The 12,698-nt window shown below is 37.3% G+C and carries 14 protein-coding genes; all 14 read right to left on the minus strand.

Translation table 11 applies throughout. From position 1 onward, the window contains the following. A partial coding sequence (locus AC07YT_RS24650; RefSeq protein WP_494945573.1) for a carboxypeptidase-like regulatory domain-containing protein occupies nucleotides 1–1,076 on the minus strand: 1,076 nt, incomplete at its 3' end. 111 nt (nucleotides 1,077–1,187) lie between these two features. Further along, a complete protein-coding gene (locus AC07YT_RS24655; RefSeq protein WP_086545138.1) occupies nucleotides 1,188–1,703 on the minus strand; it encodes an Mpo1 family 2-hydroxy fatty acid dioxygenase in 516 nt (171 codons plus the stop codon). 126 nt (nucleotides 1,704–1,829) lie between these two features. Beyond that, a complete protein-coding gene (gene rny / locus AC07YT_RS24660; protein ID WP_086545137.1) occupies nucleotides 1,830–3,401 on the minus strand; it encodes a ribonuclease Y in 1,572 nt (523 codons plus the stop codon). Between the two features lie 332 nt (nucleotides 3,402–3,733). Next, nucleotides 3,734–4,024: a cell division protein ZapA gene (locus AC07YT_RS24665; RefSeq protein WP_086545136.1), complete on the minus strand. Its 291-nt coding sequence runs from the start codon at nucleotides 4,022–4,024 to the stop codon at nucleotides 3,734–3,736. Between the two features lie 33 nt (nucleotides 4,025–4,057). Further along, nucleotides 4,058–4,348 carry a hypothetical protein gene (locus AC07YT_RS24670; RefSeq protein ID WP_029277274.1) on the minus strand — a complete coding sequence of 97 codons (291 nt, stop codon included), beginning with the start codon at nucleotides 4,346–4,348 and terminating at the stop codon, nucleotides 4,058–4,060. Nucleotides 4,349–4,379: 31 nt separating this feature from the next. Beyond that, a complete protein-coding gene (gene pheT, locus AC07YT_RS24675) occupies nucleotides 4,380–6,779 on the minus strand; it encodes a phenylalanine--tRNA ligase subunit beta (RefSeq protein WP_086545135.1) in 2,400 nt (799 codons plus the stop codon). A 139-nt stretch (nucleotides 6,780–6,918) separates the two neighbouring features. Next, on the minus strand, nucleotides 6,919–7,113 hold the full coding sequence (locus tag AC07YT_RS24680) for a hypothetical protein (protein WP_086545134.1): 195 nt from the start codon (nucleotides 7,111–7,113) through the stop codon (nucleotides 6,919–6,921). Between the two features lie 16 nt (nucleotides 7,114–7,129). Then, on the minus strand, nucleotides 7,130–7,324 hold the full coding sequence (locus tag AC07YT_RS24685) for a hypothetical protein (protein ID WP_086545133.1): 195 nt from the start codon (nucleotides 7,322–7,324) through the stop codon (nucleotides 7,130–7,132). 1 nt (nucleotide 7,325) lies between these two features. Continuing rightward, complete coding sequence (locus tag AC07YT_RS24690; RefSeq protein ID WP_086545132.1) at nucleotides 7,326–8,720, minus strand: radical SAM protein; 1,395 nt, start codon at nucleotides 8,718–8,720, stop codon at nucleotides 7,326–7,328. 5 nt (nucleotides 8,721–8,725) lie between these two features. Next, nucleotides 8,726–9,490 carry a prolipoprotein diacylglyceryl transferase family protein gene (locus tag AC07YT_RS24695; RefSeq protein WP_086545131.1) on the minus strand — a complete coding sequence of 255 codons (765 nt, stop codon included), beginning with the start codon at nucleotides 9,488–9,490 and terminating at the stop codon, nucleotides 8,726–8,728. Between the two features lie 3 nt (nucleotides 9,491–9,493). Beyond that, entirely contained in the window at nucleotides 9,494–10,330 is an 837-nt protein-coding gene (locus tag AC07YT_RS24700) for an endonuclease/exonuclease/phosphatase family protein (RefSeq protein ID WP_086545130.1), read from the minus strand. Between the two features lie 107 nt (nucleotides 10,331–10,437). Beyond that, nucleotides 10,438–11,136 (minus strand): RadC family protein, encoded by a 699-nt coding sequence (gene radC, locus AC07YT_RS24705; RefSeq protein WP_086545129.1) that lies wholly within the window; start codon nucleotides 11,134–11,136, stop codon nucleotides 10,438–10,440. Between the two features lie 75 nt (nucleotides 11,137–11,211). Further along, nucleotides 11,212–12,276: a TlpA disulfide reductase family protein gene (locus tag AC07YT_RS24710; protein ID WP_086545128.1), complete on the minus strand. Its 1,065-nt coding sequence runs from the start codon at nucleotides 12,274–12,276 to the stop codon at nucleotides 11,212–11,214. Nucleotides 12,277–12,351: 75 nt separating this feature from the next. Beyond that, nucleotides 12,352–12,606: a 30S ribosomal protein S20 gene (rpsT, locus tag AC07YT_RS24715; protein WP_010603296.1), complete on the minus strand. Its 255-nt coding sequence runs from the start codon at nucleotides 12,604–12,606 to the stop codon at nucleotides 12,352–12,354. Between the last annotated feature and the right edge of the window lie 92 nt (nucleotides 12,607–12,698).

Here is a 12,698-nt window from a genome sequence, read left to right on the forward strand (position 1 = left end):
TCTCTTATTTGAAAATTATTATCTGTATTTACAGAAACCAGATACTGGAAAGAACGGTTATTGTCAAATCTGATTTTTCGTGTATGTAGTATCCCAATATTTGTATTTAAAGGTGCATTTCCTTCTTCTACATCGAAGCCAGAGTCAAACTGTGAGTTGGCTTCGTTTGCAGTCATGGTATAAGATGATGGCTTCTTACCGAAAACCTTCGGTATGCTACGGTCATTGCTTGGAAAACCAAAGTAATCGCCAACTGAAGTCTCACCCTCCGGTCTTAAGAATTTTTTAAAGCTACTGTTAGAAAGAAAGCTGGTACCGATATTAATTTTCGTTACTGCCTTTTCGCCCTTAGCCGTTACAATATTAAATGTTCCACCCGCAAAATCGCCATATAAACCTGAGTTGAATGTTTTGTAGGTTTCTAAAACACTTACAATGTCTGTTGGGAAAAGATCTAATGGGATAATCTTTTTGAAAGGATTGTTAGAAGGAACAGCTAAACCATTTATTAAAAGATTATTATACCTGTCTTCTAAACCCCTTACAAATAAACCCCTGCCATCTACTTTGGTAATACCGGTAATTTTGGTTAATCCTTCTTCAACATCACTTACACCCTTCCTGGATAATTCCTGGATTCCGATACCCTGTTTAATTTCGATTGCATTTTTTTGAAGCGATAAAAGTGCCGTTTCAGTTTCTCTGCTGGCCTGACCTTTTACCTGTACATCAGCTAATTTTTGAGAATTAGATTCTTCAAGCGCCAGGTTTAAAGTAGTTGTAGCCCCTCCGGTCACTTCCACAGCCGGTACTTCTTTATTGGCATAACCTACATAAGAAGCCTCTATAATAAATTTGCCATCTTGTAATGCAGCGATAGTATATTTACCATCTGCACCTGTAGAAGTACCTTTAGTTGTACCTTTAATTTTAACCGTTACCCCAATTAAGGTTTCGCCCGTTTTTTTATCGGTAACCGTTCCAGAAATTTTTCCTGTTTGTGCATACGCAAGTATGCTGATCGTTAAAGCGAACACCGTGAGTGCCGCTCTTTTAAAAGAGTTTAGTAAATCCAATTTGCCTTTATTTGATAAGGGCAAAAGTATTACCACAGTGTTAACTACAGGTTAGGTGTTAATTAACATTGTTTTACTTTAAAGTTAACTAAACGTTAAGTGCTTTCAGGGTCAGTAACGAATACCTACTTTCTTGCAAATGAAGTGCAATAACCAGATCGGACCGATTAACAGGAACTTAACATCATCCAGGAATGATGGTTTTTTGCCTTCAATTTTATGACCAATGAACTGACCAATCCAGGCGGCAACAAATATAGCCGCATAAATGGCATAGGCTGTTCCGCTCCCTAAACCCACAGCCTGTTCAATCTTTACAATGATGTAGCTCATTAGTCCCACCACCCAGATCATCAAAAAAAACAATACCGGCGAAAGCGTGAAGTAATAATACAAGCTAAAGGCCAATAAAAAAGAGGCCCAGTTAAAGAAACCATTATAGCTACCCAAAAAGCCAATATGCGGAAAAGGGATCTGCCAGATCAATCCTAATAAGCTGAATACAATTAACGGAACACAGATCCAGTGCACGAGTTTGTTTGTTGGATTTTGGTGACTTTCGGCATACTTATCAAAAAGTACATCTACTGGTCGTTTGGGTTCGGTTGTTATGGTTTGCTTGCTCATTATGTAAAAATAAAAAAAAGCGATGGAATATCCATCGCTTTATATTTTGTTTTCGCCGGGGTTTGTGCCTTCACAAACCTTTTCTATTACTAAGATCCTGAAACAAGTTCAGGATGACGATTTAACCTATTTTGCAAATGCTACTGAACGGGTTTCTCTGATTACCGTAACCTTAATCTGACCAGGATAAGTCATTTCGGTTTGAATACGGGTCGAAATATCAGCAGCTAAAAGTTCTGCCTGCGCATCTGTAATGCGTTCGCTTTCTACAATCACACGTAATTCTCTACCAGCCTGAATAGCAAAGGTTTTTTCAACACCAGGATAAGATAAAGCCAGTTCTTCCAAATCTTTAAGGCGTTTAATATAACTTTCTACCACCTCGCGACGTGCACCCGGGCGTGCGCCAGAGATCGCATCACAAGCCTGAACGATTGGCGAGATCATCGAAGTCATCTCAATTTCATCGTGGTGGGCACCAATAGCATTACAAATTTCAGGATGCTCCTTATATTTTTCGGCCAATTGCATTCCTAAAATGGCGTGTGGCAATTCAGGGTTATCATCTGGCACTTTACCAATATCGTGTAATAATCCTGCACGTTTGGCCATTTTAGCATTTAAGCCAAGCTCTGCTGCCATGGTTGCACAAAAATTAGCTACCTCACGAGAGTGATGTAACAGGTTTTGTCCGTAAGATGAACGGTAACGCATACGGCCAACCATACGGATTAACTCAGGGTGTAAGCCATGAATACCTAAATCGATCACAGTACGTTCACCAATTTCTACAATCTCATCTTCGATCTGTTTTTTGGTTTTGGCTACAATTTCTTCAATACGTGCCGGGTGGATACGACCATCTGTTACCAAACGGTGTAAAGCCAAACGGGCAATTTCTCTTCTTACCGGATCGAAACCTGATAAAATAATTGCCTCTGGTGTATCATCCACAATAATCTCAATACCGGTAGCGGCTTCTAGCGCACGGATATTTCTACCTTCCCTACCAATAACGCGACCTTTAATCTCATCACTTTCGATATGGAAAATAGAAACCGAATTTTCAATTGCAGCTTCAGTAGCGGTACGCTGAATGGTTTGGATCACCACTTTTTTAGCCTCTTTACTGGCGGTTAATTTTGCCTCATCAACAATATCCTTCACCTGCATCATTGCTTGTGTACGGGCTTCCTGTTTCAGATTTTCTACCAATTGCTCTTTAGCTTCTTCAGCAGAAAGACCAGCAATGGTTTCTAATTGTTTTAGATGCTGATTCTTAAGCACTTCTACTTCTTCCTGTTTTTTAACAGCCAGTTCAGTTTGCTTTTCGAGGTTGCTTTTATGCTTATCGAGTTCCTGCTCTTTTTTATTGAAGTTCTCCATACGCTGATTTACCGATTGCTCTTTCTGCTTCATGGTATTTTCGCGCTGGTTAATGTTATTGTTTTTCGCATTCACTTCTTGTTCATGCTCGGCTTTCATTTGCAAAAACTTCTCTTTTGCTTCTAAAAGTTTATTCTTTTTTAAAATTTCTGCATTGTTCTCTGCATCTTTTAAAATCTTCTTCACTTTGTTCTGTGCAGCAACTTCCTGCTGTTTAAGCAAGTTACGCAGGAGGAATCTTCCTACCACTACTCCGATAGCTATACCCGCTATTACGGCAAATACGTATCCTAATATTTCAACTATTTCCATTTTGTTTTTTAAGTAAAAAAAAAACCGCAACTAATTTTTAAAGTCTCATACATTTTAAACCTCAACTAAGCATAATTAGGGTTTAAGCCATTTTCAGGTGCCATAGCAGATGAAATACGCCCTCTTAACCCTATAGATATTGAAGTGTTAAGTTTTATAAAATTTGAAACTCAAAAACTAGCTGCGGCTATATTTTTGTGCTAATATATTTAAGGCATGCGTCATCCTGAATTGATTTTACTACGTAGCTTTCCGCTGCGCTACAGCTCAGGATCTTATTAAACAGGCTCTGAAACAAGTTCAGAGTGACGTATACTTTGAAAGAACGAACCTTATTTTGAAAAGAAATTACTGAGTAAAACATCCAATTCTTCAACTTTATCGGCAACAGCAGTATCCTGGCTTTGTACTTTATTTTCTGTTCTCAATACAGCTGTTGCATAGTGCAACACAGCCATAGAAAGAAGATCCTGCTTATCTCTAACCGCATAATTATCCTGATAATCCTTTATGCGCTCGTTGATCATTTTTGCTGCCCGTCTCACAATTTCTTCCTCTTCCATATTCACCTTTAGCGGATAAATACGGTCGGAAATGGTTATTTTAATCGAGATTTCTCCCATTTGTTTAGCTTAGTTTCTGATTTCTTTGCACCATTATTTTTTTAATAATGCAATACTTTTATCAATCTCCCGCACAAAATCGTTAATTTTTTGTTTAATGTCAAGCGATTTTTCGCTTGTTCCCTCTATACTTTTGGCCAATTTAGTAACCCTTAATTTTTCGTCAAGTTCTACATTTTTGCCCTTCGCCGTATCGAGTGCTACTTTTAACGATTGATTTTCAAGCTTTAATAAATCATTTTCTTCCTGTAGCGCATTACATAGCTCTAATACCTGAGCCGTTTTTTGTAATACTTTATCTAATTGATCTGCAACAGAAGTCATGAATTTATTTCTAAAAATACGAATTTATATTTTATTTCCTAATTTCTGCACCAGCTTGTGCCGTTAAATTCGCGATTAGTTTCTGCATTGTATTTTCGATCTGCTTATCGGTTAAGGTTTGTTCCTCATCCTGCAAAATGAAATTCAAGGCATACGATTTTTTACCCTCAGGTAATTTATCGCCAACATACACATCAAACACACCAACCTCTTTGATCAGCTTTTTATCGGTTTTGAAAGCAATGCTTTTTAAAGTATCGAAAGTTACGGCCTGATCGATCAATAAAGATAAATCCCTGCGCACTTGCGGGTACTTAGAAACCTCTTTGTTTACGATTTTATTTTTCCTCACAATATCCAGCAAGGCAGCCCAATCAAAATCAGCATAAAAAACCTCTGCGTTTACATCAGCTACTTTACGGTCGGCTTTTGATACAGCACCAAAGCTTACCAGGGATTTATCTCCACGGAAATATTTAATGCCATAAGCAAAGTTTTCATCATTTAAAACATCAGATTGATAGCTTGCAATGCCTAAACGCGAAATAATGGCATCAACTGCCGATTTTAAATTATAGAAAGTTGCTGGTTTAGCATTATGATTCCATTGCTCGCTTTGTTTTGCACCTGAAATCAACAACAATAACCTGGGACGCTCTACATACTGCTCATTAATTAAATGATAGGTTTTACCGAATTCGTAAAACTTAACATCAGCATTTTTACGGTTTTGGTTATAAGCTACGCTTTCTAATGCCGGCATCAACAAATTCTGGCGCATCACATTTAAATCGCTGCTTAAAGGGTTTAAAATAAATACCGCCTCGTCTAAATTTTTCGAATAAGCCGATTTAGTCAACGAGTTACACATAATTTCTGCATAACCATTCGAAGTAAGCATATCTGCAATTACGTTATGCGTATTTTCTTTTTCAGGTTTAATGCTGTAAGAAAGCGATGCATTTACCTTTGATGGAATTTCGATATTGTTATAGCCGTAAATACGCAATACTTCTTCTGTAATGTCGCATTCGCGGGTAACATCTACTTTAAATGATGGAACTCTTAAAGCCAAAGTATCATCAGATGTATTGGTTGCCGATATACCCAATGCCGTAATAATGTGTTTAATCTCTGCTGATGGAATATTTGCGCCAATTAATTTATTGATGTTGCTATAACTTACCTCAAACTCGAAAGGCTTGATATGACTTGGATAAATATCAGAAACTGATGAAGAAATTTCTCCGCCTGCCAGTTCTTTAATTAATAAAGCCGCATATTTTAAAGCCGTAACTGTAATTTCAGGATCGGTACCACGCTCAAAACGGAAAGAGGCATCGGTTTTTAAGCCATGTCTTTTCGATGTTTTACGTACAGAAACCGAATTAAAGTAAGCACTTTCTAAGAAAATATTTTTGGTACTGGCATCAACTCCTGAAGATTTTCCACCGAAAACACCCGCAATACACATTGGTGCTTCAGCATTGCAGATCATTAAATCATCTGCATTTAACTTACGTTCCACATCATCAAGTGTTACAAATGGTGTTCCTTCAGCAACTTTTTTCACGATTACTTTTCCACCGGTAATTTTATCGGCATCGAAAGCATGCAAAGGCTGCCCTAAACCATGAAGCACATAATTGGTAATATCAACCACATTATTGATGGGACGTAAACCAATTACCTTTAATTTATCTTTTAACCACTCTGGCGATTCTTTCACGGTAACGCCAGAAAGTGTTAAGCTGCTGTAACGTGGACAAGCTGCTAAATCTTCTACTTCTACCGGAATAACCAGGTTTTCGTTATCCGTTTTAAAAGCTAAAAGATCAGGCATTTCATATTCGCTTCTGAAATAAGCAGCTAAATCTCTGGCCACCCCTAAATGCGAAGCCGCATCAGCACGGTTTGGTGTTAATCCGATTTCGAAAACAAAATCATCATCCATTTTGAAATGCTCTTTTGCAGGAATCCCAATTTCGGTATCCCCGGCAAGGATCATAATCCCATCATGAGATTTACCTAAACCAATTTCATCTTCGGCACAGATCATGCCCTGAGAAAGTTCTCCCCTTATTTTGGATTCTTTTATTTTAAAAGGCTCACCTTCTAATGGATATACGGTTGTACCCACTGTTGCCACTACCACTTTTTGACCAGCACCTACATTTGGCGCACCGCAAACAATCTGAAGGTTTTCTTTAGCACCAACATTTACCGTAGTAATGCGCAAACGATCGGCATTGGGATGCTGAACACAAGTTAATACTTCGCCAATAACCAATCCCTCTAAGCCACCCACAACAGGCTGCACTTTTTCTACACTTTCTACTTCTAACCCAACATTGGTAAGGATTAACGAAAGTTCCTGAGGTGTTTTATCGATCTGTACGAATTGTTTTAACCAGTTATATGATATTTTCATTTATTGAGATTTGAGATTCTAGACATGAGATTTGAGGCATGCAAGCGCTAAAACCTTAGTTCAAGAATTATAAAACGCAAAGATATTATTTAAAGCCCAAAGGAGAAAGTTAAACCCACTATCTTCACAATAAAAATGACTAATGGCTAATATTTAAATTGGATAGAATTACTGCACATGCCCCTGCTCCGATTACCAGCATAATAACTGATGCAATAACTAATTTAAGGCCGGGTTTAACGGGTTGTTTTTTCGCAGCTTTTACAATGATCTGAATGATGCCTATTACAAACAACAATACCACGATTACCCAATATACAATAAAAATTTCCATGAGCTTAAATTTGAGATTAACTGTTGGCAAGCAATACCGCACAGGCACCAAAACCGATTATCACCATAATTACTGAAATAATAAGCAATTTTAGTCCAGGTTTAAGAGGTTCGTTTCTCGACGATTTAATAATAATCTGAATAATGCCAACCACAAAGAGTACAACTGCTGTAAGGCAATAAACAATGAATAATACAAATAAGCCGTCCATGTTAGTTCATATTTAACTTTTCCCTGATCAGATCAATTTTATTGTCGCGGTAAAAAATATTCATGGTTTCAAAGGGTACCATTTTGTATTTATCGCTCACAATGTGCACACAGGATTTTTTAACCGCACGCACATCAAAATCCAGCGGGTCCATAAAATTCATGATGATGATCCGGAATAAATTATCATAACTTAAACTATCCGATTTTACCCGTGGCAGGCAGCACATCAATTCGCCGAAGGTATCTTCTGCACAATCAACTGAAACACCTGTGCTAAACAAGTTAAGCATGTGTTCTTTCAATTTCTCATCATGTTCGAAAACGATGGTGTTTTTCGAATTGTTGAGTAAATCTTCCGGATTGATCAGATGTGTCATCGGGATCACCTCATCGCCAATTTTTAAGGCATAGGCCATACACAAGGCATCGGGATTGCATGGCACCGGGATTAAATCCTGCGGGGTAAAGATTGGATATTGCTCATAAATTTTCCTGCGCACCTCAGTTAAGGTGATCCTTCCCTGTTGATCATTATAATCATCATTTCTTCCCGCCACCTGAGTAGGCTGGAAAGTAACCCCACGAACACATTTCTGCTTAAGGGCATAATCCAATATATCACCGATTTCATGATCGTTCAATCCATTCTGTAAAGTAACCACCAAAGTTGTGGATACATTAAACTGATTGAGGTGATCGATGGCTTTTCTCCGTACCTCAGTAAGGTCTTCGCCTCGTAATTTGGTTAAAACTTCTGCACTGAAACTGTCAAACTGTAGGTAGATTTCAAAATCGGGCATATAACTGGCCAGTTTCTCGACAAAATTAATATCCTTTGCAATCCTGATACCGTTGGTATTTACCATTAAGTGTTTAATGGGTTTGGTTTTGGCAAGATCTAAAATCTTAAAAAATTCGGGGTGTACCGTTGGTTCTCCGCCTGAGAGTTGAACTACATCGGGCTCACCCTCGTTGGCCACCACCACATCCATCATCCGTTCTATTTCAGCCAAAGTTCTATGTCTGCCATAACTTGGCGAAGACATGGCATAACAGGTAGGGCAGGCAAGATTGCAACGATCGGTAACTTCTATTACAGTAAGACATGAATGCTGTTCATGATCGGTACATAAACCGCAATCGTAAGGGCAACCGTAATGCACTTTGGTATTAAACTTAAGCGGCATTTCGGATTGTTTATTGTAATTCCGGATCTGTTTGTAATATTCTACATCATCGGCGATCATTACTTTGCTATCGCCATGCGTCCTGCAGTTTTTCAGCATAAACACCTTAGCGTCCTGAAAAACAATTTTTGCATCGCAAAGCTGTAAACATTCCGGACAAAGACTTTTGGTATAATCGTAGTATATATAATCTCTGGTATTGGCCATAATGTTTACTGTTTAGGTAAAATCTGTTTCGAAATTCTGATAATGAATCTATAATAATAAATAAAAATAAACAATGCAGACCAATGAATACTGCTTAAATTTAAAAATAATGATTGGTAAGGTTTTATAAATTCAATTACAAAACGGAACAGGAAATATAACACCATCAATAACTTAAAGCGATCTCCATTAATCAGTTCTTTATGTTTTAAGCGATTAAAAAGGAAAATCAAAAGCAATAGATAGATTATTTCGTAGAGCATGATGGGATGCCGAAGGATGCCATCACCCAGATCCACACCCATAAAAAAGCGAGTCGGCACACCATAAGTTGGCTCGTCGATCCCCATTGAAAAGCAACCAATACGACCTATAATCAACGCTACCAAAATCGGGATCACATAGATATCACCAGAGGCGATATTTACACCTATGATATTTTTTATTAGCTCCACACCGAACAAACCGCCAAGCAAACCACCCACAATGGTTTTACTTTGATAAAGAACTGAAAAACTAAGGTGATGGAGTACTTCAGGCGTTTCGAGCACCGCAATTACACGCGAGCCGATTAAGGCGCCAAGCATGGCTCCCAGCATAATCCACAGCCGGTTTTCATCAGATATCGGATCTACGATCCCTTTTTTATAGTAATAATATAACCTAACACCAATAATGAATGCCAGCGTTTCGAAAATATAGTGATAATGGTATTCGTTACCAAAAAGTTCGAATTGAAAAGGAAACAGTGATTCAGATTTTAACAGCATAGATTAAAACCAGAGTCTGCAGAACACAGGTAAATGATCAGAATAATACCTTTTATCCTTACTATCAGTTAATACCGCAAATTTCTGCACTTTAAATCCTTTGTTTACAAAAATATAGTCGATCCTGTTTTTCAGGTCGCTGTTAAAATCAAAAGCATTAAAAGTACCTGCCGGGCCATATGGAGGCTCTGCAGAAACCTCTTTCGCATCGATAAGAAAAGATTTGATGGTAGCGATGGCTTCAGTTTCAGGGGTTACATTTAAATCACCCGTAAAAACAACTGGTAAGGTAGGTGCGATCTGTTGTATTTTTTGTTTCAGCAATTTAGCGGATTCAATTCTTGCTTTCACGCCAACATGATCGTAATGGGTATTAAAAACGATAAATTCTTTTTTATTCAGCTTATCGTACAATTTTACCCAGCTGCATACGCGGTTAAGTGCAGCATCCCATCCTTTTGAAGGAACATCAGGCGTTTCTGACAGCCAAAACGTTCCGCCATCTTTTTTGGTAAACCTGTCTTTATCGAAATAAACTGCTGAAAATTCTCCTTTTCGTTTACCATCATCACGCCCAACCCCTACGACATCGAAATTAGAATTCTCGAGCAATGCATCAAATTGTTCTGGTAAAGCTTCCTGTACGCAAAGAATATCGGCATCATGAAATTTCACCAAAGCTTTTACATTATCTTTTCGGTTTGGCCAGGCGTTAACACCATCTGATGCTACATTTAAGCGGATGTTATAGGTAATGATATTAATTGGAACCGCTTTTTTCTGAGCGAAAGCCATAATTGTTAATAAAAGAAAAACAGGGATGAGTTTTAAAGTATTCATAAATATAATTTCACCATTTAATTAATGCCGGCAGGCCAATAACAACTAATTTTAAGCCGCTATAATACTAATTTAAGGTTAATTGTACTTTAACAATCAAATATCTTTTAAATTAAATCTTCATCTCTGTAACTATAGTAACGGTTATTGGCGAAAATCACGTGATCAACCACATACAAACTGAGCAAATTTCCGGAGGCAACCATATTCCTGGTCAATTTATCATCGCTCTCGCTGGGTTTTATATTTCCCGAAGGATGGTTATGTGCCAATACAATATTTGCGGCATTGTTTTCTAAAGCTGTTTTAAAAATAATTTTCGGATCGGCTACCGTACCTGCCTGCCCGCCTTTACTGATTAAAAATTTACCAATTACCCGATTAGACCTGTTGAGGAGTAATATCCAGAACTCTTCGTGATTGAGATTGGCGAAGGTTTGATGTAAATATTTATAAACATCGTTAGAGGTTGTAACATGGGTAATGGACTCTTCCGAAGTTTCCTTCCTTCGTAAGCCAAGCTCTAAAGCGGCAATAATGGTTAAGGCTTTGGCTTCTCCAATGCCTCTAAACCTCGAAAGATCTAGAATGGAAGCTTTTCCTAGTTTAGTTAAATTGTTATCGTAAAAAGATAAAATCCTTTTGCTTAAATCCACAGCGGTTTCATTTTTACTTCCCGAGCCAATTAAAATCGCAATCAGTTCGGCATCTGTTAAATGTCTCCGGCCATGTAATAAAAGTTTTTCACGCGGGCGATCTTCTTCCGCCCATAACTTTATACCCAGTTTCTGTTCGTAATTTTCCATTTTTTCAGACAAAAAAAAAGCATCCCAACTTTTGGTTGGGATGCCTTTACTAATATCGTAAAAATTCAGATTAATCTACTTTACTTTAGGAAAAATCTCATTGAGTTTTTCTTCTAATGTAACACCTGTTAGCCCTCTTGCTAAAATGACGCCCTCCTTATCAATTAAAATATTATCCGGAATCGATCGAATGCTAAACATTTTTGCAACCTCATTATTCCATCCATTTAAATCAGAAACATGAAGCCAGCTGAGTTTGTCATCTTTTATTGCTTTTAGCCAATTCTGTTTTTTATCATCTAGTGATACACTTAAAATTTCGAAGCCTTTATCTTTAAACTTTTGATAGGCGGCTACAACAACAGGATTTTCCTTTCTGCAGGGTATACACCAGGAAGCCCAAAAATCAATTAAAATATACTTCCCTCTTAATGACTGAATTGAAATTTTTTCTCCTTTTATATCATTTTGTGCAAAATCAGGTATCTTTTCTCCTAATACAATCCGAACCAACTTAATTGTGGCGCCAAGAATATCCTTTCCTTCGCTTGTATCTTTAATTTCTGCACTTAGCGATTGATAGATTTGTTTAAGTTCTGCGTGAGTAAAGCTTACCAGATTCCTTTTTAATATAACAGTACTCGCCATCGTATTGGCTTGTGAAGTTAAAAAATCCAATACAATCTTTTTAATTTCGCTATTTTTAGCTACTTGATCAACCACAGTTTTGGTTCGTTCAGATATTATGCTTGATACAGAATCAATCAACTTATCTGTTAGGCCTTTCTTTAAAAACTTTGTCTGCATACTTATGTAACTAAACTTGCCGCTTTTTCTAAGTCCGCTTTTAGTTACAGTATCGAGTTCTATAACAACATCACCATCCCCTAAATAAAATGGATCAAGCGTTACCGTTGTTTTGTTTTTAAAATACACATAGGAAAATGCAGGTAAACCGGCTTTTCCTTTGAAAGAAAAAGCTCCGTTTTTAACGATAGTTGAATCTTTTTCATCGCCATGAACCAAATATAACAGGCCATCATACGGGCACTTAAAGTTTCCGGTAACTAAATAAGTTTTCTGTGCAAAGACTCCCAATGCAAGACAAAAGAAAAAACTGAATACAAGAGAACGTTTCATCTAAAAAAATTTAATCACAAAAAAAACGGTATTGAATTGCTTCAATACCGTTCTAATATCGTATAAAAAACTAGCTTATGCTAAACCGTTAACGAATTTCGTTAATTTTGATTTGTTATTAGCCGCTTTGTTTTTGTGGATAATGTTCTTTTTAGCTAAACGATCTAACATAGAGATTACTTTAGGCAATAAATCAGATGCAGATTTTTTATCTTCTGCAGCACGTAATCTTTTAATAAAGGTACGTGTAGTTTTTGCCTGATATCTGTTACGTAAACGTTTTGTTGCGTTTGCTCTAATTCTTTTTAATGAAGATTTATGATTTGCCATTTCTATTTAGCCTTTTATTTTTCTTATTCGTTTCCTATAATTCGGGTTGCAAATATAGGATTAATGTTTTTAAATTACAAAACACTTTCAAC

The organism is Pedobacter sp. GW460-11-11-14-TSB4, from assembly GCF_059423705.1.

Coding starts and splice junctions, on each gene's coding strand:
- AC07YT_RS24655 (WP_086545138.1), bottom strand. CDS start 1,703: ATGAGCAAGCAAACCATAACAACCGAACCCAAACGACCAGTAGATGTA.
- rny (WP_086545137.1), bottom strand. CDS start 3,401: ATGGAAATAGTTGAAATATTAGGATACGTATTTGCCGTAATAGCGGGT.
- AC07YT_RS24665 (WP_086545136.1), bottom strand. CDS start 4,024: ATGGGAGAAATCTCGATTAAAATAACCATTTCCGACCGTATTTATCCG.
- AC07YT_RS24670 (WP_029277274.1), bottom strand. CDS start 4,348: ATGACTTCTGTTGCAGATCAATTAGATAAAGTATTACAAAAAACGGCT.
- pheT (WP_086545135.1), bottom strand. CDS start 6,779: ATGAAAATATCATATAACTGGTTAAAACAATTCGTACAGATCGATAAA.
- AC07YT_RS24680 (WP_086545134.1), bottom strand. CDS start 7,113: ATGGAAATTTTTATTGTATATTGGGTAATCGTGGTATTGTTGTTTGTA.
- AC07YT_RS24685 (WP_086545133.1), bottom strand. CDS start 7,324: ATGGACGGCTTATTTGTATTATTCATTGTTTATTGCCTTACAGCAGTT.
- AC07YT_RS24690 (WP_086545132.1), bottom strand. CDS start 8,720: ATGGCCAATACCAGAGATTATATATACTACGATTATACCAAAAGTCTT.
- AC07YT_RS24695 (WP_086545131.1), bottom strand. CDS start 9,490: ATGCTGTTAAAATCTGAATCACTGTTTCCTTTTCAATTCGAACTTTTT.
- AC07YT_RS24700 (WP_086545130.1), bottom strand. CDS start 10,330: ATGAATACTTTAAAACTCATCCCTGTTTTTCTTTTATTAACAATTATG.
- radC (WP_086545129.1), bottom strand. CDS start 11,136: ATGGAAAATTACGAACAGAAACTGGGTATAAAGTTATGGGCGGAAGAA.
- AC07YT_RS24710 (WP_086545128.1), bottom strand. CDS start 12,276: ATGAAACGTTCTCTTGTATTCAGTTTTTTCTTTTGTCTTGCATTGGGA.
- rpsT (WP_010603296.1), bottom strand. CDS start 12,606: ATGGCAAATCATAAATCTTCATTAAAAAGAATTAGAGCAAACGCAACA.